This is a genomic window from Salinimicrobium marinum (assembly GCF_014651535.1).
GTDB lineage: Bacteria > Bacteroidota > Bacteroidia > Flavobacteriales > Flavobacteriaceae > Salinimicrobium > Salinimicrobium marinum.
The window spans coordinates 216,632-236,939 of the sequence record NZ_BMXB01000003.1 but is presented as its reverse complement, the minus strand read 5'-3'; the positions used below and the strand labels follow the sequence as shown (position 1 = coordinate 236,939).

At 36.9% G+C, this 20,308-nt stretch carries 14 protein-coding genes and 1 pseudogene; 6 read left to right on the top strand and 9 right to left on the bottom strand.

Annotation, left to right across the window (positions count from 1 at the left end):
• On the bottom strand, nt 1–3,625 hold a 3,625-nt coding region (locus IE056_RS07460), incomplete at its 3' end, for an Ig-like domain-containing protein (protein ID WP_229793693.1).
• Between the two features lie 658 nt (nt 3,626–4,283).
• On the opposite strand from IE056_RS07460, the gene IE056_RS07455 reads away from it, so the two are divergent.
• The gene (locus tag IE056_RS07455) at nt 4,284–4,499 is read left to right on the top strand and encodes a hypothetical protein (protein WP_189604065.1); all 216 of its coding nucleotides are present in this window, start codon (nt 4,284–4,286) and stop codon (nt 4,497–4,499) included.
• A gap of 591 nt (nt 4,500–5,090) precedes the next feature.
• Here IE056_RS07455 and IE056_RS07450 read toward each other — a convergent pair.
• Nucleotides 5,091–5,270, bottom strand: a pseudogene (locus IE056_RS07450) (PepSY domain-containing protein); the annotation flags it as partial.
• Nucleotides 5,271–5,348: 78 nt separating this feature from the next.
• Nucleotides 5,349–5,888, bottom strand: a complete 540-nt coding sequence (locus tag IE056_RS07445; protein ID WP_189604063.1) for a PepSY-associated TM helix domain-containing protein — start codon at nt 5,886–5,888, stop codon at nt 5,349–5,351.
• Here IE056_RS07445 and IE056_RS07440 point away from each other — a divergent pair.
• Together IE056_RS07440 and IE056_RS07435 are read left to right on the top strand one after the other, a co-directional pair.
• Nucleotides 5,888–6,085, top strand: a complete 198-nt coding sequence (locus IE056_RS07440; protein ID WP_189604062.1) for a hypothetical protein — start codon at nt 5,888–5,890, stop codon at nt 6,083–6,085. The two genes, IE056_RS07445 and IE056_RS07440, sit on opposite strands and share 1 nt — an antisense overlap.
• A 70-nt stretch (nt 6,086–6,155) precedes the next feature.
• Nucleotides 6,156–7,172, top strand: coding sequence for a M15 family metallopeptidase (locus IE056_RS07435; protein ID WP_189604061.1), 1,017 nt, complete (start codon nt 6,156–6,158; stop codon nt 7,170–7,172).
• A gap of 176 nt (nt 7,173–7,348) precedes the next feature.
• Here the strand turns inward: IE056_RS07435 and IE056_RS07430 are convergent, their stop codons facing one another.
• From IE056_RS07430 to IE056_RS18450, 6 genes are all read right to left on the bottom strand, one after another.
• Entirely contained in the window at nt 7,349–11,497 is a 4,149-nt protein-coding gene (locus IE056_RS07430; protein ID WP_189604060.1) for a hypothetical protein, read from the bottom strand.
• A gap of 304 nt (nt 11,498–11,801) precedes the next feature.
• On the bottom strand, nt 11,802–12,746 hold the full coding sequence (locus IE056_RS07425; protein WP_189604059.1) for a hypothetical protein: 945 nt from the start codon (nt 12,744–12,746) through the stop codon (nt 11,802–11,804).
• 562 nt (nt 12,747–13,308) lie between these two features.
• Nucleotides 13,309–13,614 carry a hypothetical protein gene (locus IE056_RS18465; RefSeq protein WP_229793692.1) on the bottom strand — a complete coding sequence of 102 codons (306 nt, stop codon included), beginning with the start codon at nt 13,612–13,614 and terminating at the stop codon, nt 13,309–13,311.
• Between the two features lie 44 nt (nt 13,615–13,658).
• On the bottom strand, nt 13,659–13,832 hold the full coding sequence (locus IE056_RS18460) for a Fic family protein (RefSeq protein ID WP_229793691.1): 174 nt from the start codon (nt 13,830–13,832) through the stop codon (nt 13,659–13,661).
• Between the two features lie 63 nt (nt 13,833–13,895).
• A complete protein-coding gene (locus IE056_RS18455) occupies nt 13,896–14,168 on the bottom strand; it encodes a hypothetical protein (protein WP_229793690.1) in 273 nt (90 codons plus the stop codon).
• Nucleotides 14,152–14,394, bottom strand: a complete 243-nt coding sequence (locus IE056_RS18450) for a Fic/DOC family N-terminal domain-containing protein (protein WP_229793689.1) — start codon at nt 14,392–14,394, stop codon at nt 14,152–14,154. The genes IE056_RS18455 and IE056_RS18450 overlap by 17 nt, the downstream gene beginning before the upstream one ends.
• A gap of 474 nt (nt 14,395–14,868) precedes the next feature.
• On the opposite strand from IE056_RS18450, the gene IE056_RS07415 reads away from it, so the two are divergent.
• Genes IE056_RS07415 through IE056_RS07405 form a run of 3 tightly spaced genes read left to right on the top strand, consistent with a single transcriptional unit; the run spans nt 14,869 to nt 20,308 of the window.
• Complete coding sequence (locus IE056_RS07415) at nt 14,869–16,068, top strand: hypothetical protein (RefSeq protein WP_189604058.1); 1,200 nt, start codon at nt 14,869–14,871, stop codon at nt 16,066–16,068.
• The gene (locus IE056_RS07410; RefSeq protein ID WP_189604057.1) at nt 16,069–16,644 is read left to right on the top strand and encodes a condensin complex protein MksE; all 576 of its coding nucleotides are present in this window, start codon (nt 16,069–16,071) and stop codon (nt 16,642–16,644) included. It begins immediately after the preceding gene.
• Nucleotides 16,628–20,308: an ATP-binding protein gene (locus IE056_RS07405; protein WP_189604056.1), complete on the top strand. Its 3,681-nt coding sequence runs from the start codon at nt 16,628–16,630 to the stop codon at nt 20,306–20,308. The genes IE056_RS07410 and IE056_RS07405 overlap by 17 nt, the downstream gene beginning before the upstream one ends.

The window sequence follows — 20,308 nt, the reverse complement described above, 5'->3', positions numbered from 1 at the left end:
CATCATTTCCGACTAAAGTTCCGGAAGTGATCTGGTAAGTAAGTACAGGATCTATCTCTCCGTAAATTTTGGATTTTGCATCAGCAGATACGGTGATTGCAGCTTGGGTGACAGTTAATGACTGTGTAACATCAGCTGCATCGGCATGGGAGGCATCACCAGCTTGTGAGGCGGTTATATCCGTCAAACCGACGCCTACTATATGTATTTTTCCATTCACAATGGTCGCTACTCCGGTATTACTACTGGTATAAGTAACCGCTAAAGTATTATTATTACTTGTAGCTCCTGGATCGAAATTTGGATCTCCATAGGTCCTGGAAGAAAGAGGAGAGAAAGTAATAGTCTGTGTTGCTTTAGGCGTGGCACTTATCTCATTGCTGTAACTGCTTTCATTTCCTGCAAAATCGATTGAAGTTATACGATAATAATAAGCAGTTCCATTGATCAAACTACTGTGGATATAGCCAACGGTTCCAATAGGTGTGGTAGCTAATTTATTCATCGGACCAGATGAAGTACCGCCGTAAACCTGATATGAAATCAAATCATTTTCAACATTTGCAGACCATTGCACTGTAATTTGTTTGTTATAAGCCTCGGCCATCAATCCTAAAGGTGCTGAAGGAGCAGTTATATCGATAGTGATCTCCAAAGCAGATGAAGCCCCTGAACTATTCCCTGCAGCATCTATTGCTTTAGCTGTAAGGCTGTGGCTAGTTTCAGTAAGCGTAGTTGCAGTGAGGTTCCAGTTTCCTAAACCATCAGCTGTGGTAGTTCCTAAAGAACCGTCTATAGATGATATAATAGTCACTGTTGAATTAGCTTCGGCAGTTCCTGTAAAAGTAGGCGTAGTATCATTTGTAATATTATCCGTGGCTGAACTACCTGTATCTGAAGCAACAGTTAAATCAGGAGAGACAGGTGCTGAGGGAATTACAGTGTCCGCAGTTACATTACTGCTATCGTTTGTGGTAGTAGTATTACCTGCGTTGTCGGTCACTGTAACTGACACATTCAAATTTGATCCGGAAATATTATCGGAAGTAAGGGTATAAGTAGCCGTCCATTTTCCTTCACTATAGGAAGCCAGGATGTTATTACCACCCCCAAAAGCTGTAAAATCTATGGCTACAGAAGAAAGTAAATCGCTGTTATTATCTCCAGACGCAGTATTATCCCAAATAACCTTTACAGTGTCCCCTCCAATGAAAATCCCATTATTTCCCGTAGCTCCGGAGATAAAAATATTTCCATCAGTAACAGTCGGAGCTTCATTATCCACAACGGCATTAGAATTGTCCTTTATTGTTGTCGTCCCATCATTATTTGTCGCAGATACTTTGATATTTCTGTTGGCGGCATCCACAGCACCAGAGGTTATAGTATAGGTCGCAGTCCATACGTCTGCGGAATTTGTTGCAAATATTGCTGATTCTCCCCCAAATTCTGTAAAGTCAACAGTAACTTCATTGATGGTGGTGTTATTATCTCCTGTGGCAGTATTGTCCCACGAAGCGGTAACTGTATCTCCTATTCTGAAGGATCCACCTGTACCACTGGCCCCGATAATACTAATGTAGTCATCAGTAACCGTAGGAGGTATACTGGCTATTGGAGATCCGATTTTTATGCTATTGATACTATGATTCGTATATGATTGATCCCCTACATATCCTCCGGCAGAAATGTAAAAACGAACTTCGTCAACATTTGAAAATGAAGCGGGAAGTGTAACTGTTTGAGGAGCGTAAGCAGGATCATAACCTTGAAAAGTAGTGGAAGCAACTTCAAGGTTATTTCTATATCCCTTAATGGTATTTGTCAATGCCTCTGTGTCTCCCCAGTTATAATACTGAAATTGTATAAGTTTAAATTCACTTCCATCCACTGCTTTTATAAGCATTCCTTTTGAGCCCTCATTTCCAGGATTGGTAAGTCCTGTATAATTTACATCAGTACTACTAAGAAAAGAAGCAGGCTGCCAGGTAAGTGTATTCATTTTGGTTCCCTCAATGTCTGAAATATCATGAATCTGGATATCTATATCGGTAATATTTTTCGAACCTCCTTCCCCATCTTCAGCAATATTATCGCTTAAACCTGTACTACTATTAAAAGTTAAAGTGGGACTACTAGAAAGGACAATTGGATCTAAAATAGGCCCCTGAAAACTACTTTTTACTGCATTCCCCACATCTGCGCCATCACCCGGAATAACTTCAAAAGCTATATATTTAGCTGCATCATCCCCAGTCAGTGTATAAGTTTTACTTGTGGCGCCACTTATTGCAATTGCTCCGGTTCCCGAAGCATTATCGGAAAGGTACCATTGATAAGTAGAGCCGTTTTCAGTGTTTCCTTCGTAATCATAATACCCTACAAGTTCTTTTCCTACAGATGTTGTACCCGTTATAGCCACATTAGTAGCATTGGGTAACAGAGAAAATCTGGCCACAATATTTTTGCTCGAATTCATTAAAACAGATAGAGGATTATCTGTAGCTGCTATATCACCAGACCAATCTATAAATTTTGAACCTTCCTGTGGATTGGCGGTTAACCTTACCTCTGTATCCACTGCAAAAACATTTTCGTATACATTCGCATCTGTATCAATACCTGCCGGACTACTTGTAACATTTCCTCCTGACTCGCCAACATCTTGTACTCCAACACTTAGTGAAATTGGATCTATACCTCCTACAACTGGTATCCTGAAATCTAACGTATTTCCATAATCATATTCACCGCAAACATCTGGAGAACCAGCGTACTGCATAATTATCCTTGCATATAAATTGCCATTATAGGCATCTGCCGGAATGGTAATATTTCCTGAAAACACATGTGTACCATCAAAAAACGCGTTCTGGTCAAAAACCAATTCATTTGTTTCATCACCAGGGGTTCCGTTCCTGTTAAAATCAATCCACATCTTAACATACTCCTGATAAGTACTATTAGTTACTACTGTTACACTTAAAGGAATTGTAGAACCAGCAGGAACATCTGGAATTTTGACACTCGTGTAGTCATAATAACCGGGACCGGTGTACCCTGTATTTCCATTAAAAGTTACTCCGTTTAGCTGTACAGAAGAAACGTATTCACAACAAAATTGAGTCGGAGTAGATGAACACAAAGGATTTGTACTGACCTGTAGGGTAGTAACTCCAGAAGTTGCAGTACAAGAACCTTCTGAAACAAGACACCTATATTGATAACTATTAAAATTTTCAGGAATTGTCAGCAATAACAACTTATTACTAGCTACACCGCTGTAATTAGCACCATTACCTAAATTATTAAAGGTATTTCCTCCATCTGTACTAACCTGCCATTGATAACTTAAAGTTCCTCCTCCTGAAGCATTAACTACTATGCTGCTATTCGAATTAATTGATACACTTAGGGAACTAACCAGATCATCAATACTAGGCGTGTTACATGGCGTCAACGGAAATTCTACTACCGTTCTGTCTTCTAAGAAGACTGCCGAAAAGCCGTCATAATCATCTGTAAGGTAATCAATAAAGGTAGGATCATCCTCAGAAAACGTTTTACCCAATAAGGGGTATTGTAATACACAGGTTATAAGAAATAAAAGTAGTTTTTGTTTCATAGGTAAAGACTTAATGTTTTGAGAATAGAGGGCTACATTACATTTTAAATTAGGAGTGAACTATAGTGCTGACTGTGGACCTTAGCAATGAATTTGATTTTAGATGAGAAAAACGCCTCTGGATAGTTTTTTAAACCAGAATTAATTAAGAGTTAGGTAATTTTAGGCTGGATCTAATTAGGATTAAGTTTAATCATTTCGAACGCTAAGGTGATTTGGTGACAAAACAGTTTTAAAATTTATAATGGCTGCGCTGTTTGTCATGGACAAATGACATTTAATCGAAGAGACGGGAAATAATATTTTCATACATTTTTTGGCAATTAAATCATCTATTTTTAACAACCTCAGCTTGTACTATAGACTGAACAAATATGAAAAGTTTTTTAACATTTAAATAATAAAATTTAATATTTTTTTAAGTTTTTTCTCTGTCCTTTAAATTTGCATTCTCCGGAGCATTTAATAAGTCTTTTCCTACAACAAAATGCATTTTTTGTTCTGCTAACCTTTTCACCCGAAAAAAAATCTGACCTCTATAAATCAATTTCGGATAAAATCATCAGGAAGAATTATAAAACCTGAAGTCATTCCTACATCTTTTTTTCATATTTAATCTCTTTGTCTCTCCCGTTTCCTCAAAAAAATTCAAACTGTCTTGCAAGGCACAGAATTTGCCCTCATTAAAACAAACAGTACCTCTGAAAAGTACCTGAACAATTTCCTCATGACACTACTGATGATTTATAATAGAATAGATGAGCTGCTCGATATTATCAGGAGGAATCCTGAAGACCAGGATTTACTTTTTAATAGTGAAATGGAATTAACTTACCTTGAATCCTTGAGGGAAGAATTAGAAGAAGATCACTGAACTGAAGATTCAAGTATTCATATAACTATGTGCTATCACAGGAAATTTAACTCACAACTCAAGGTTCAGAGAAAACTTTTGAGGCTATCTTAATGGATTTATACGATTTCAATTTCTCAGGATGAGATCAACGGGTTTATACACCAGGAGAAACTTCTCATCCTTAATGAAAAGTTCGGGAAAATAGATTTTTCCCAATGGGACTTATCCATTCTGCTCCAGATAAGAAACGACAGAAATGTACTCTAGGATGGTAAATGAGAGAGTGTTAAATAAAAACTTTTCTATTGAGATTTGCTGAATAACCGCTGTTTAATATATTAATATAATTGATGGATTTTACCAGTAGCAATCTGGAGGCTAAAGGCACCGAAAAGTAGAAGTATCTCATCCAGCCTAGGATCATCCTACATCGCATCTACAATGATTAGATCCTGTTGCTGTTTCAAACAAAAGAACTATTATACATATTTACTGTAAACCGGTCCAAGGACTGGCTCCCGGATTGTGGGCCACAACGGGCCGACAACCAATTACCTATCCTTTTTTCATAGCTTGCCCAGCTGGTTTCTAAATAAAATGGTTATATGTTTAGGTGGGAAATTTTAAGCCTTCAATGCGTTTATTCGGATGCTTCTTCCACCACACAACAAATCCTGTAACAGGTAAACTGACTGAGATAATACACAATAAGAAGGCGATGATTTTTGTCCATTTTCCGCCAATCGCGTCTACATGAAGGTCATAATTGAGTCTCATCAACTGCTCTCCTCCATTGGCTTCTGAAAATACAGGATCTTTTCTGAGTTCTTTTAGAGATCCCTGCTCATAAAATGTGCTTCTGGCCTCCTAGCGGGTTTGAAAGCTGGGATTAATGTTGACATTCCATGCCCCTGATTTTCCATAGGGATATTGTATGGCGATTTGATTTTGTGCAGGGTCAATTTCCGATGCCAATACCTGCCTGAAAAACACATCTTCATCTGCTACCTCATAGGTACTTGCTGCGATGGTGTCTGAAATCACACGCTCTCCAGAACATTTTTCACCTCCCGAAGCTGTCCAGTAAACGACATCAGAGAACCATTGCATCCCATAGACCATTCCGGTGAGGCCTAAAACCAGTGCTACAAGAAGAGTATAAAATCCAAGTACATTGTGCAGGTCGTAATTTAGTCTTTTAAATTTTGCAGTCCATTTGATCTTAAAACTTGCATCTCTGATTGTTTTATTCCATCTCCTTGGCCACCATAGTACTAAACCGGTGATAAGGGCAATAACGAATATTAGTGTGCCATACGCAATAATGGGTTTTCCTGTGTAACGCGGAAGCCAAAGCTGGCAATGACCGTACCCGTGCCCCTCCCCCTGCTCCGGAAGAAGTTTCAATGCTTAACACTTTTTTACTGATCATCAACAATTGGGAAAAAGCCACCGGCCATCGAATCAAAAATGCTGATAATTTTCCCATTCCCGGTAGCAGAAGCGGCAGGATAACCAGTAATGGCAGCATTGGTGGTAATGGCAGCATTAGCGGAAAGGTGAAAGTCCAGTCTAATGGATCGCCTAAAAGTCCGGCCCTATAAAGCTGAAGGAAAACAGCCTCCTAATCTAATATAACCAAAGCGGTATAACAGTAGCTAAAAAACGATCCTGATGCGCGAATACGAGGACACACTATCAATTCCTGAAGATCTACGGCGGTTTAGTCCGTTTGTAGAGACCTGGGAGGAAGGATTACCAGCAACTACTCCCAATGCTGCGGAAGCAGCAGTTCAAGAGCATCGTGAAGCCGGGGATCATCTGGAACAGGTTCTGGAGGGACATCTGCATCGTCATGAAATTTTTAATTCAGAAAGTCGGCCAGTTACAGATCATCCTGAGGGAAGCAGCAGCACCGGCAGTTCTGAATTTGAGAAGGAATCTTTTGAAGCTCTCCACTCCCCTTCTCATGAAGGAGAAGTTGAGCTGCTGGAGGAGTTTGACAATGAACTGGATTTCATCCTGGCCCGGGAGTTATTAGGGGAAGAAGCGTTTGAGGAAGAAGCACCGGCAAGCAATATCTACGGAGAAAAAGGTGGAGGAAGACTGGCTTTAAAAAAAGACCCTCCTCCTTCAGAAATAGTTTATATAGACTCCTTCCGTAAAATTCCGGTACATCGATCAACAAAGGCTGCCTGGGAGGCAATGGTTTCAGCAGCCAGGGCGGCGGGACATAAACATCCCCTGTTACTCCCCACATCGGGTTACCGCTCAACCGCACAGCAGACGGAGCTATGGAAAAAAGCACTGCGGAAACGTGGAAGTGAGACCAAGGCCAGGAAGTGGGTTACCAAACCGGGTGGCAGTGCCCTCCATAGCGGCAGGGCTCTGGATCTTTTCCTGGGAACCAAAAACAACAAGGAATCTGTGGCGCTGCAGCGACGTACCGCAGTCTACAAATGGTTGCAAAGCCATGCTTCATCCTTCGGATTCTATCCTTATTCTGCCGAACCCTGGCACTGGGAACACAATCCCCTGCCCGGCTTCAGGATTCCGGAGAAAACGACTTCAAATGAGCCTCCCGCTGAAGATGCTTCAGCAATTCCCAAAGCCGTGCGCTTAAACCGGAAATACGCCAAAGAAACGGGCTGGATAAATTGCTATTCCCAAAATAAACGAGCTCCTGCTTAAAACCATCGGCCGGGAAAATATTAGCCTGTGCGAAGAAGCTTTTGCGGAAGCAGTCGCAGTACGGCAAAGTAGAAACGGCTTTTCTGAAAAAGATTCAGATGGTATAATTGGTCCTGTAACGTGGGAAAAAATGAAAATGAATATTTACAGGAATGGGTGATATTCTAATTTTAAAATTATTTATTCGCAGTTACCTTCATTTCATTTAATCTCTTAAGATTTGTTTCGACTATCCCTACATTTATTAAACTTCGCTCCAAAGCAGCAAAGAAGTGAGTGAGGTTATCATTGAAATCATCTTCAAGCATATACATGTCTCTGATCATGCTTTTGTACTCTGCCCCCTCCGAATGAACACTAATTGCTTTTTCATAGTTCTCGATGGCCTTTTCAACATTAGCATCCTTTCTAAAAAGAAGTAAATTATCTTCAAAGATCATCCTGAGATCCTGATGCAATTTGTCTTTCTTACTCTTCTGAACGGGTTTTCTTAAATACTCTTCGATTTTCTCAGCAACAGGACACCAATTAACCACATTTTTGTAGATATTGGCTAAATAAGAGTAGGACATGGTATATGATATCCCATACGTATTAATTGTTTTAAAGAGATTTTTATAACAGAAAATTATTAATTTTGAAATTTTTATAAAAGTGGTATAGTCACATTTTATTTCTGTACCATTTCCGGAGAAGGTAATTATATCTGAATCTTCAGTAATCTCAGCAATTTGAAAATCTGAATCAAATTTCTGAATAGTCTCCTTATACTTTTTGTAGTGAATATCACTAGTAAATTTCAGCTTTTGAATTCTTGAAAAAATATTGTTAACAACCTGAGGGTTTTTGGTGTGGTCATCCCAATCTGTCGTTGCGACTGATTTGCTTCGCAAATTGAAACTATCAAACCGCTGCCTCAATAGGCCTACCTCTTCTTCGTCTTCTGAATTAAATAGATCTGGGTGCGCGAATTTCTCTCCTTTTATACTACGAAAAAATTCTTTGTTGTTTTCTTTAGTGGAAAGAAAAGTTTTTTTCAATATTTCATTACATTCATCAAAGAGCCAATTAGTAAATAAATTTATGTGGTGTTTATCACCTAATTGTTGAAATTCTTTATGAGAAGTTATTATATAGATGCATTTCTTAAGGTTGAAAAGAGCATCATAATATTTATCGGCTTTTCGGTAGAACTCGTAGCTCAATAAATTATAATAAAGAACAGTTTGTATAGAAAAAAAGTCATTAAATAAAAGCTGCTTACCTTCTATACAGGATACCTCTTTAAAGAACCTGGTCCATTCCTGTACGTTTTTCTCTTTTAAGCCATATGATCTCCTGTTTCTCAGATTTCTTTTTTTAACTGTTATTTTCCCTAAACAGGATAAAACAGCATCTGCCATTTGCCCCAGAACTAAAGCTATTAGCCCTTTTTGCTTTCCACCTAAAATATGTGATGTTCGATCCTCAAAAACTAATTTCTCCAGGATTTGATTCTGGTCTCCAGAATTGAATTTTTCATCATCATTTGCAAAAATTGAATTTATATTTTCAATGTATGGGAAAAGCAAATGGTTAAGTGAAATGACGTAATAAAAAAAAGAAGCAAATGAAGGAAAATAAAATTCCGATCTTTCTTTACCATAGAACTTCCGAACATTGTCCAGGCTAAAATATTTCTTTTTTTGGTCGATCACTTTACCATCAATTTCAATTTCCCTTTTATCCATTGAAAAATTTGAGTGAAACTTGTGGGGAAAATCAGCAATATTAAGAAACCGGTGGAGTATACCTTCCGCACCCCATTCAAAAAGCGATTTAAAATTTCGGTTCTTGTAAAAAAGGATAGAACCAACGTTCTGATAGTAATCTGCCAGTAAAGTTTGAATTCTTTTAGAATCACCTATAAGGCCATTTTTCAACATTTTCTCGTGATCCAGAGATTCATTAAAGGAAACCTCTGGAAACAAACATTTCAAATCCATGAAGTTGGTAAACTCGCTAATGTTTCTTTTCAGATTACTAAAAGTTAATCCGTCGGACCTGTTTTTTTCAATAATGGAAACGAGAGCCAGGTGGGGCCTAAGAAATAACTGCATTCTCTTGTATGGATCTTCCCAGGCTGCTCCATTCTTTACTTCCTCCTTAGCAAACCTAAATTTATTTGAATCAAGAATAATACTTCTAAGGATCGAGTATGCACTTTCATACCTATTACTTTTTTCAAAACATAGACTCAGCAGTAATCTATCTCTTGTGTAGAGTATTTTTTGATGATTGCTTTTATTCTGTAATTTGTTTAAACCTTGGATCGCATCCGAATAATATCTAATGGCAGAATCATACTCTTCATCATAAAAATGAACATCAGCTATTGTGGAATTTAAAAATGCCAGTGTATGAATATAAGAATCATCCCCAAATGATTTATTTTCTCTATAGCTTTCTATTTTTTCCTTTAATTTTCTTTTAAAAAACAACTTCAAATGCTGAGATTCATCATAAGTAAAGTTAAAAGCGGCAGCACTCTCCTCGGAAATCTTGGAAATATATCTTAATTCTGAAGCTGTTCTGCTTCTAAACTTGTATTTATACATGGAATTGGTAGTCTCTCTTATGTGCTTAACAGATAAATAGGAAAGAATACTACTCAAAGTATCTCGTAAGTTTGGATCTTTACTGCCAATAATGATATCAGGCATTATTTCAATTTGTCTCCAGGAAAAAGCAGATTTGTGAAATTTAAGAATATGATCCATTAAAAATGCTGACAGATACAAGTTTTTATCGTTGTATTCTTTAAAATAGCTTTCATTTTTAATTAAGTAAGGCAGAAAAATAGAGGTCAGCAGCCCCACTTTGTACTGATGCCGATACTCTAATCTCAGGTAATTTCCTGGTGGTAAAAGTTCATCCTTTAAAGTTTGGGGATTTTTCATTAGCCTCAAAAAAGAATAACATACATCCTTATCCGTATTTTCATTCTTGCTCAGACCAGGAATACTTTCACCTACTTTCTTCTTTTTCTTTGGCCTGTTTTCCTTTAAATTTATAATCTCACCCTTTACTTCCTTGCTTTCAAAACCAATTACACAAGAATCTTCCTGAACAATGGCTAAATCATTGGTGGAACTAATGATATTATAGTCTACTAATTGTCTAAGTTTTTTAGGACTTCCATTACTTCTGTAGGTGAGATATAGTATAAATTGATTAACATGATATAGGAGTAGATCCTTGTCTGAGTCATTTTCACCATCTCTGGGTAATTTTTGATAAAATTCCCTGTAAATCCGCGACGTACTAGTGTCTGATAAAAAGTTTTCCTTTATTTCACCATCTTCTTTTAAGAAAATAGTCATGAGATAAGTTGAAAACATTTCGGTGATATTTGTTTTTCTTCTCCCGGTATAATCTTTAAAAAAGCTGTTTACATAAAATACTTCGTTGAAAATACTACTATAAAAAGATTCTCTATCGGAAATATCTGCTAAGCTTGCATCGTACATTTCAGCACCACCTATGAAAATAAATTTAGCTTCTGCAGTATGGACAAAACTCTTAAGGTTTCCCAGCAAATTTAAAATGGTTTCTTTCCGCGCCTCTTCTCTTGACTTCGTTAAGTTTGATTTAGTTTCTACAAACTCTGGTTCTAATTTATCAAGTTCATCAACAATAAAAATTATATAATTCTGTTTGAAATTATTATCGCGATAATTCTTATAAAGACATAGAACATTTTTTAATTCGTATTCAAGTTCTTTAGCTGTCAACTTTTTAAAATTCTGCTTATATGAATTGGAATCTTCCATACCGGAAAACAGTGCTGTCGGTAATTTAAGATCAGAACTTAATTCTGAGAAAATAGAATTATTCTTATCACCTCCAGATTCTTCATAATCAGAATGAATCCTTCTCTTTATCTCTTCTAATTTCTTTCTAAGTTCAGATTTAGCTTTTCCTTTTGGCTTCCAATGTTTCTTAAAAAGAAAACTCATGGTTAGATAAAGAAGAACAAAAAGGAATATATAAATTATAAGAGATAAGAGATTTTCAACTTGGGAAATCACATAAAGGAAAGCACCAAACTTATCTTCAGAATTCTCCTCTGCATATAAGCAGTGCCAAACTGCGTATGAACCACCAAATAATAAAACAAATGACAGTAAAGCCAGAAGAGGTTTTCTATAGCCCTCATATGGTTGATGTAACTCCAGTTTAAGCTTCGAGTCCAACTGGATGAACATTTGCCTCAATAAGTCGTAATCATTTAAATTCCCCTGAGAAAGGTATACATCAATTGATATTATTTTTTTTTCTGGCATTTCCGACCGTTTTTTGTATTTGAATAATCCGGAATTACCATCCTTTATTTTTGTGTTGACTGGTTTGTTTATTGATTCAATTACTTTTCTAACCAAAGTAGACTTACCCATTCCGCGATATCCGGCCACTAAATAAGCTCCCCTATAACGAGTGTTTTTTTTTGAAGGCTGTAGTCTTCTTCTGAGATTTGTCTGGATTAGCTTTCGTCCAAGAAAAAGATCTGATACTTCTGAACAAAAGTCATGATTCTGGATCTGGATGTATATATCTCTAACCTTCATAAAAAAACAAACTATGATTTAGCTATTCCGATACAGCAATGGTATAGTCGTTACTCCCTCCGCTACAGCAAGCAGCTGGTTTTAGAAGCAAGTAGTACTTTCCTTTGTTCAAGAAATCAAATTCGAAATTACCTGGGTTTCCTTTCTCAAAGGAATGATTTGTCACCATATTATAGTTACTGTCTTTTATTTCCAGAGAAACACCACGAGTAACTGGCATTGGATCAAGAGTAAATTTGATTTTTTTCGCATCTTCCAAATCGAACGTGTAGTATATTTCATTTCGATTAAACGTATCACTATCCATTTCCCCTATATTTAATGGAATAGCACATTGAGGAGTATTTCGTTTCGGGCAATCTGTTGCTACTATATCAAGAACTGGAGTCTGTTCAGCAGTGGAAATTAACAGACCATACTTAGTGTTAGCTCCAGAGCAGCATGAGGCCGGACGTAGTACTAGATAATATTCTCCAGGTGTTCTAATTTTAAAATCGGCACTACTCGGATGCCCAGCTTCAAAAGAACTCCTGTACATCCTGTTGTAGTCTCCATCTTGTAATTCCAATGATATACCACGGGTATTAGGAACAGGGTTTAGCGTAAATATAAATTCATCCGGGTTCTCAACATTAAACTTATAGTACACTAAATCTCTGGTAAAAGAAGCATTTTCACGTTTTCCAATTTCAATAGGTATGGCACATTGTGGTGTATTGTGTTTTGGGCAATCCCTCTCGTTTTTTTGCAGAACATTTGCAGATTGCCTTTCCTGGTACATAGCCACCAAAGTTTCACTGTTGAAATAAATCATCCCTATGGCGAAATACAAGAAGACTTTACCAATTAATGGTGATAAAAAATTTATTTTAGAGGAGGAATCATTTCTGGACTTTATTCCAGAACTGTTGTAAGGTTGATAACTCGGAAACATCATTCCCTCCGGTAGTAAAAATAGTTCTTTCATTATAATGATTTTTAAAGGTTAATATTTTGAAAGTTTGAAAGTTTTGAAACCTTAACTCTTTTCCTTTATTGATTTTGGATTTTATACAAAAAAGAAATAATTTTCTATGGAGGGATTTAAAAAAAGATTTACATGATTATTTGTAATACAACAAGTTACAAAACGATCATTCCTAAACCTTTATTAAATTGCCAATAATAAACTCTAAAAACAATACCCACTAATGGTGATTTTAAGTCCAATCAAAAATCGCAATATTTCACACATCGAGTTATTTTAAGGAGCTTAATTAAAGGAGATACTTAAATAAGTTCTATAATGATATTAGCAATTGTATGTTGCAGTACGGGTTGCAAAAGAATTAATTATCCGCGGTAACCATTAAATTTCAAATCGGAATTCCATCCTATGAAATAAACTTATATAATGTTTTTACTTCTTTTAAGAATTTCACAATGCCCTCGTGCCAATTTTTCACCTAAAACTCCGGTAAGGCCAGTAGGCAAATAGAATGGTAGCTTCTGTTAAGAGCATAAAATTTTATAAACTTAATTATAGCGGATCAAGAATTCTCCAATATTTCCATCAACTTGTAGTTAAGATACTGTTTTTCTTTCTCAACCTTTTCGGAGGTTAAAAACCCTGCCTCTTCTAATTCATTCAGATAATTTCCTACAGTTTTTGGGTTTCCTAATCCAGCATCGATTAAATATTGACATTTTGTATAAGGTAATTTAAAGAGAATTTCTATTAAATCTTTAGAATAGACTTTTGGTAGCGTCTCTTTTACTTCATCGGTGAAGGTTTGCATCAATCCATTCACTTGATTTAAAAGATTCAATCCTTTATTGGCAGTAAAAGGTATCATTTCAAGCATTTACCAAATCCATTCTTCCCACGCATCTTTTTCTGTTACGTGTCGTAATTTTGAATAATAAGACGTTTTATTTTTATAATATATTCACTTAGATATAATACCGGAATATCTAAAAGTTTTTCAATTTTTAAATAGAGTAATAGTAAAATACGTCCTGTTCGACCATTTCCATCAGTAAACGGATGAATCGCTTCAAACTGATAGTGCATGATTGCCATTTTAATTAAGGGGTCTATGACATCTTTTTCATTTATGAATTTTTCGAGGTTGGCTTATTTATCTCGTATTACAGCTTCACCTGTCGGCGGTGTGTAAATAGTTTCGCCTTGTGGATTTTTAAGACTTGTGCCAGGAGTGGTCCTAATTCCTGCGGTATTTTTCTTTATACTTCGTACAATCTCAATGCACAAGTTAGTACTGATAAAAGGTTTTTTGTCAATAGTCTCTAACCCTTGCCATAAAGCTTCTTTGTATCTGATTACTTCCTTGTTTGAAGGATTGTCAAACATTTTATCTGCAACAATAGCCTTATAAAAAATTGTCATTTGTGGTGATGATATTTTCAATTTCAGAACTAGCTTTAGCTTCCTGTAAATGGATAGTGTCAAGGAAAAAAATGGGATTGGGTAAATTAATAAGCATACCATTGAATTTTGCCAATGCCCTGCTGGCTTCGATCGTTTTCCGAAGTACCTTTGTTGTTTCTAATGCAGACTTTGGTGGTAGCAAAGGCAGATCATTATAAGGCTCATTTCTATTAAAATTCGTCATTGTTACAGAGGTAAAATTTACTCTTGCTTATCTAATAAGGGTAAATATTAGAAGTTTTTACCTTTGTTGAGGATTAAATAGTAATTTTTACTTCTGTTAAGCTTTACACTTTAATCATAATTAATGTATTCTTGAAAAGTCTGTTGCATCAAACAAAGGAGGCCTTCCTGTTTTAAATGGGCTTTGAACCGGTTGAGAGGGTTCGAATGATCAAGTAATTTCTTGTTGCAAAGCTATCAACAGGACCTGGCTCCTGGTTTCCGGGAAGGCTGCAATCGGGATCTTTTTCCTGAAGCTAATGATTTCCAATATTAAAGTAACAGGTTATTAATCCCTCCAAACTTCTCCTGCTTTTAGGAAAAAAGAAAATCCTCCTGATAAAAAAGGTAGTAAATATTCAGATCCTGGACAGACCTTGGAAAAAGGTATGGTAATGAAATAAAAATTTCCGACTTTGCCGGTTATTATTTTTATATGAACACTTTTTTAAATTTAAGAGAACTTCTCAGGGCCCTCCAAATGGAGGAAAGACTTTTGTCTGAAATGTTCGTCAAGAGAAAATCCCTTGTGTACAGCTATGATTACGCACTGGAGATGGTTGATTATAAGGAGGAAAAGATCCAGTTCCTTATCGACCATTCGGTTATCTATAAAAATGGGGATTACCTGGAGCTAGATACCCAGTACCTGGAGTTTTTTGAAAATGTATTGGGAGTAAATGAGGAAATCAATACTTCCTATATCAATGAAAACATAAAAAGTGTCCGGGAAAATATTGATTATTTCCTGAATGAGAACAATGAAATAAGGAGATACAATTACCTTAGGTTTATAAAGAATACTTTTAAAAAGATCGCATTGAGCACCCTGAAAAACGTGGTGGATCTGCGTCGAAATATTGATACCACATTCAAAAACGAACCTAATTACAAAAACAAAAAAGCTAAACTGGAAAATTTTGATCGCAAAAGGCGTGATATCCAGGACCTGATCCATCAAACGGAAACCTTGATTTCAAGCGAAGAAAAAACTTTCTTTAAAGCCGCTTTGGATGAAGAACTAAATAGTATAATTATCCAGGTTAAACATGATCTTATTGAATGCTCCCACAACCTCATTGAAACGGAAAAACAGATCATCGAATTTCTCAACCAGATAAAATACCAAAGTGGAATTATAGAAAAATTACGGAAAGTAAAATACCTGAAGGACCAATTTATTATTCAGGCAGGTACTGATATCAAAGAGGTGTTAAGTCAACGGAATTTAGTAGTCTTTGAAAAACAACCCGCCTACCCCGTAAAGCTTTCTCCCGATTTCCTGGCTACAGATGAAGCTTTTGTGGCTATTAAAAGGATAAGCGGACGAATAAAAACAAAAGCAGAAATTAAAATTCCTGTTGCAGAAAATATTTCTCGAGATCAACTGGATACGCAGATACAGGAGGAAATATTAATCAACCTGGAGGAGGTTAAAAACAGTTTTATGGCTACCGGAAATAATCTCTTTAAATTTTTAATGAACTACGACTTTCTAAAAGAGGTTTCTTTTGCAGAGCGGGTGACCCTGTATTGCCAGTTGATCTCACAGTATGAAGATATCTTTGAAATCACCTCCAGCTATGAAACCTTTCAGGATATTGAATACACACTTGTTTATCCAAAATCAAACTAAATGCAGGAATTCCCAAAAAATACCGCAGAGATCTTTGATGTACTGAGCAAAGGAAAATTTATTTGTTCCAACAGTTCCAAAGACCTTAATCGCAAATTATATGCTGTCCTGGAAGATGAAGATCATTTTGAGCTGCTCACCTCCTATTTCGGGAATATTAATTTCATCCTGGAAAGAGGGAATGGGTACTTTTATTTTAGCAGAAATGAATCGAAAGTTAATTTGGAGCGCAAATTGGAAATTGCTTTTAAATGGATAGATATTCTCGACTTTTTCAAAACCTTTGATCATTCTTTTGGCTCAGGATTTCGGTTTAGCATTGCAGATATAACCGTACGGCTGAATACCGATGCAGACCTTAAATCAAAACTGACTGCCTTGAAAAAGATCACAAAAAGGACCAATTACACAGAAGCGGTTTCCAAACTCGTTGACTACCTGTTAAAAGACAATTTTGTGGAATTACAGGATGAGATAACTAACACCTATAAAGTTCTTTCCTCTTTTGAATACCTGGAAGAATTAATAATGACCTTACATATCCCTGAAGATATCGCCAATGAGATACCTGAATAAAATTATCTTCATCAATAGCGCCGCGGCACATTATGCAGAAATTAGCCTCGACGGAAATGTCCATTTAATAGGTACCCAGGGCGTGGGAAAAAGTACCTTGTTAAGGGCTATCCTGTTCTTTTATAATGCCGATAAAATGAAACTGGGTATTCCCCGCGAAAAAAAGAATTTTGATCAGTATTATTTCCCCTACCAAAATTCCTATATCATTTACGAGGTAAAACGGGAGGATATTACCTATTCTATTATAGCCTTTAAATCCCAGGGTCGGGTGGCATTTCGGTTCTTTGATGCCAGGTATGATAAGAATTATTTTATAGATGACACCGGAAAGGCCTATCCCACTTTTGAACAGACAACGGCTTTTGGAAGGGAAGTCTATTATACAAAGATCATCAGCAATTACGAGGATTATCGCAATATTCTCTACGGAAACAACAAAGGTTTGGCAACTGAATTCAGAAAATATGCCCTTCTGGAAAGCAGGCAGTATCAGAATATTCCGCGAACCATTCAGAATGTATTTTTGAATTCTAAACTGGATGCCGCTTTTATCAAGGAAACCATTATAAAATCCCTAAGCGAGGAAGAAATAAAGATCGATCTAAGCACCTATGCCCACAACCACTTACGGAATTTTGAAACAGAGCTGAATGATATAAAGATCTGGTCCCAAAAAAACAAAGCCGGAAAGATCATTGTGCGTTCCCAGGCTGAAGCTGTGGCCACAGCAAATCGTTCCTATTTATTTGTGGAACAGGAAAAGAAAAGTTCTTCCACACAATTGGGCTGGTTCCTTTACAGCGTCCAATCCACCAAACCTGAAATAGAAGAGGAACTGGAAAAAGCCACGGTGGCGGAAACAAAAGCCGGGGATCGCCTGAACGCTCTTAGAGCCAACTTTGAAAAAAACCAAAAACAGCTGCAAACAAACATTGGGATTATCTCCAGCCAACTTAAAGAGCTGAAAGAGAAAAAGAAGGTTTACGAAGACAAAAGTATTGAAACCATTTTATCCAGGGCTGAAAGAAAGTCGGGCCTAATTTTCAACAAAAAAAACTTACAGGAGGAACGAAAGCTGCTTACCGGGAAATTCGAGGCCATTGAACAACAATACCGGGCCAGGCTGGATCAACTTGAAACCCAGCTTGAAAAGTTTAAAAATAAGATCACCCGGGAAAGACTGGAACACCAGGAGAGCTTTGGTACTTATAAAGAAAACCTGCAGGAAAAATATGAGAACCTGATCGCGCAGATAGAAAAACAGCACCACGAGGCAATCAAACTTGCTGAAAATGAAATACAGGATAAAGACTACTCCCTTCAGGAATTAAAAATTAAAGAAGTAAAAATTAAACATACACCTCTTTTTAAGTCTGAAACAAAAGCCCTGGAAGAGGAGAAAAAAGATCTGGAACAACAAATAATTACTGCTAAAGCCACCATAGAAAATTCCGGAAAGGAAAAAGACCACCTGAAAAAAGAATGGGAACTGGAAAATGCAAAGGCAGAAAATGGTTCTAAGGCTATATTAGATGATCTGGAAAGATCACTTCAGGAAACCAGTAAAAAAATAGAGACCGTTAAAAGAAAAATAGATGACAGCAAAGGCTCTTTTTATGAATGGCTTAATACGAACCTTCCAAACTGGGAGAGCTCTATTGGAAAAGTGGTGGATGAAGAAAACGTACTCTTCAGCAAAGATCTAAGTCCGCAATTAAGCGAGGGAAATTCCGATAGCTTTTATGGGGTGCAGCTTGATCTAAGCGCTATTGACAAACAGGTAAGAACTCTGGAAGACTATGAGGAGAAAATTCAGGAACTTTCAGAAGAAGCGGAAAAACTACAGTCAAGGAAGAAAGAAGCCTTAGAAAACCAGGAAAAAGCAAAGGAAAATTTAAAGAGAAGATTCCGTCCTAAGATCAATAGCCTGAAAGAACAGATTTCCTCTAATAGCTATCACAAGGAGCAATTTTCACAAAAGCTTACTAAAACAGAAAATTCCCTTCATGAACTGGAGCAAAAAGCAGCTGCAGAAAAAACAGAGGCTCTGGAAAAACTTCAGGAGGATTGGAAAAATTTAGCCGCGAAAAAACAGGACACGAAAGATGCTTTGGACAAATTACTGACAAGGGTAAAGAGGGAAGTTTCAGCTAAAAACAAAGAAAAGAAAGACCTGCTGCTTCAGGAGGAAACGAATTTAAAACACCTTCTTAAGGATTTAAAAGAACAGGTAACAAATAAAGAAAAGGAAATTGCCTCACGAACAAAAGAGATAAAAGCGCAGGAGAAATCTGAATTCAATAAACAGGGAGCAGATACCGGGCGGATCGAAGAAATTGACAAAAATCTGGGGGAAATAGGCTTGGAATTGGATCTTATTGAATCCAATAATATACTGGTCATTGAATATCACAAGGACAAGCGGGAATTATTTGATAAAGAACCCGACCTCAGGAACCGCCGATCATTATTAAATAAAGAACTGGAAAGAACAGAAGCAGAATATAGGAGTAAGGAAAACAACCTTCTCGAAGATCTGAAAAATAAGACTGAACAGGTTAAAGAACTGAAAAATCAATTGAGACAAATCCTACAGGACCTGGAGAAGTATGAGGATTTCAGGAAGCTGGATTGGTTTCCCGAAATTGAGAAGCTTTTAAATCAGTTTAATGAAAAGGACAAAACAGCCCTCAGCGGAAGCAAACTGATTGAAAACATCACAGAAAAACACTATTCCGGCATTGAAAAACTAAGGACCCTACAGGAAGCAATTACCAGGTTCGCCGGAAATTTTGCCGAAGAGAACATTTTCAATTTCCCAACCCGCTTCAACAGCACCAATAATTACCTGAATTTTGCCGAAGACCTAAGGGAATTCTTAGAGGAAGATAAAATTGCAGAATATGAAGCACGGGTGAATGAACGTTTTTCACACATTATAAGGCAAATTGGAAAAGAGACCGGGGAAATGCTTTCTAAAGAAGGAGAGATCAACCGGGTAATCCAAAAGATCAATTCAGATTTTAAATACAGAAACTTTGTAGGCGCTATAAAAAGTATGGCGATGAGAACCGTGGAAAGTTCCAATAAGATTATGAAGATCCTGCTTGAAATAAAAGCCTTCAATGATGAAAACGGAATGCAATTGGGTGAAACCAATCTTTTTTCTTCAGATGATCAGAACTCTAGTAATGCCCAGGCGGTAAAGCTTCTTAAGCAATTACTCAAAGAGATCAATCTTTTTAAAGCCGATGAACTGAAACTTTCTGATTCTTTTGGGCTGGAATTCAGGATCGTTGAAAATGACAATGATTCCCAATGGGTGGAAAAACTATCCAACGTAGGATCTGAAGGCACCGATGTGCTGGTGAAAGCAATGATCAATATTATGCTGCTGAATGTATTTAAGGACAATGCTTCAAAAAAGTTTAAGGATTTCAAGCTTCACTGCATGATGGATGAGATTGGCAGGCTTCACCCCAACAATGTGAAAGGTATTCTAAAATTTGCCAATGACCGAAATATCCTGTTGATCAACGGTTCTCCCACCAGTTATAACGCGACGGAATACCGCTACACTTACATCCTGTCCAAAAACAGCAAAAATTTCACCACTGTAAAACGACTGGTACAAAAGATACCGGCAGCGAAAAGCCTGTAG

What these genes read in the sequence shown, in the direction of transcription:
- IE056_RS07410 (WP_189604057.1), top strand. Translation starts at nt 16,069, where the DNA reads ATGCAGGAATTCCCAAAAAATACCGCAGAGATCTTTGATGTACTGAGC.
- IE056_RS07415 (WP_189604058.1), top strand. Translation starts at nt 14,869, where the DNA reads ATGAACACTTTTTTAAATTTAAGAGAACTTCTCAGGGCCCTCCAAATG.
- IE056_RS07430 (WP_189604060.1), bottom strand. Translation starts at nt 11,497, where the DNA reads ATGCCAGAAAAAAAAATAATATCAATTGATGTATACCTTTCTCAGGGG.
- IE056_RS18450 (WP_229793689.1), bottom strand. Translation starts at nt 14,394, where the DNA reads ATGACGAATTTTAATAGAAATGAGCCTTATAATGATCTGCCTTTGCTA.
- IE056_RS07435 (WP_189604061.1), top strand. Translation starts at nt 6,156, where the DNA reads ATGCGCGAATACGAGGACACACTATCAATTCCTGAAGATCTACGGCGG.
- IE056_RS07425 (WP_189604059.1), bottom strand. Translation starts at nt 12,746, where the DNA reads ATGAAAGAACTATTTTTACTACCGGAGGGAATGATGTTTCCGAGTTAT.
- IE056_RS07440 (WP_189604062.1), top strand. Translation starts at nt 5,888, where the DNA reads ATGCTTAACACTTTTTTACTGATCATCAACAATTGGGAAAAAGCCACC.
- IE056_RS18465 (WP_229793692.1), bottom strand. Translation starts at nt 13,614, where the DNA reads ATGATACCTTTTACTGCCAATAAAGGATTGAATCTTTTAAATCAAGTG.
- IE056_RS18460 (WP_229793691.1), bottom strand. Translation starts at nt 13,832, where the DNA reads ATGCACTATCAGTTTGAAGCGATTCATCCGTTTACTGATGGAAATGGT.
- IE056_RS07405 (WP_189604056.1), top strand. Translation starts at nt 16,628, where the DNA reads ATGAGATACCTGAATAAAATTATCTTCATCAATAGCGCCGCGGCACAT.
- IE056_RS18455 (WP_229793690.1), bottom strand. Translation starts at nt 14,168, where the DNA reads ATGACAATTTTTTATAAGGCTATTGTTGCAGATAAAATGTTTGACAAT.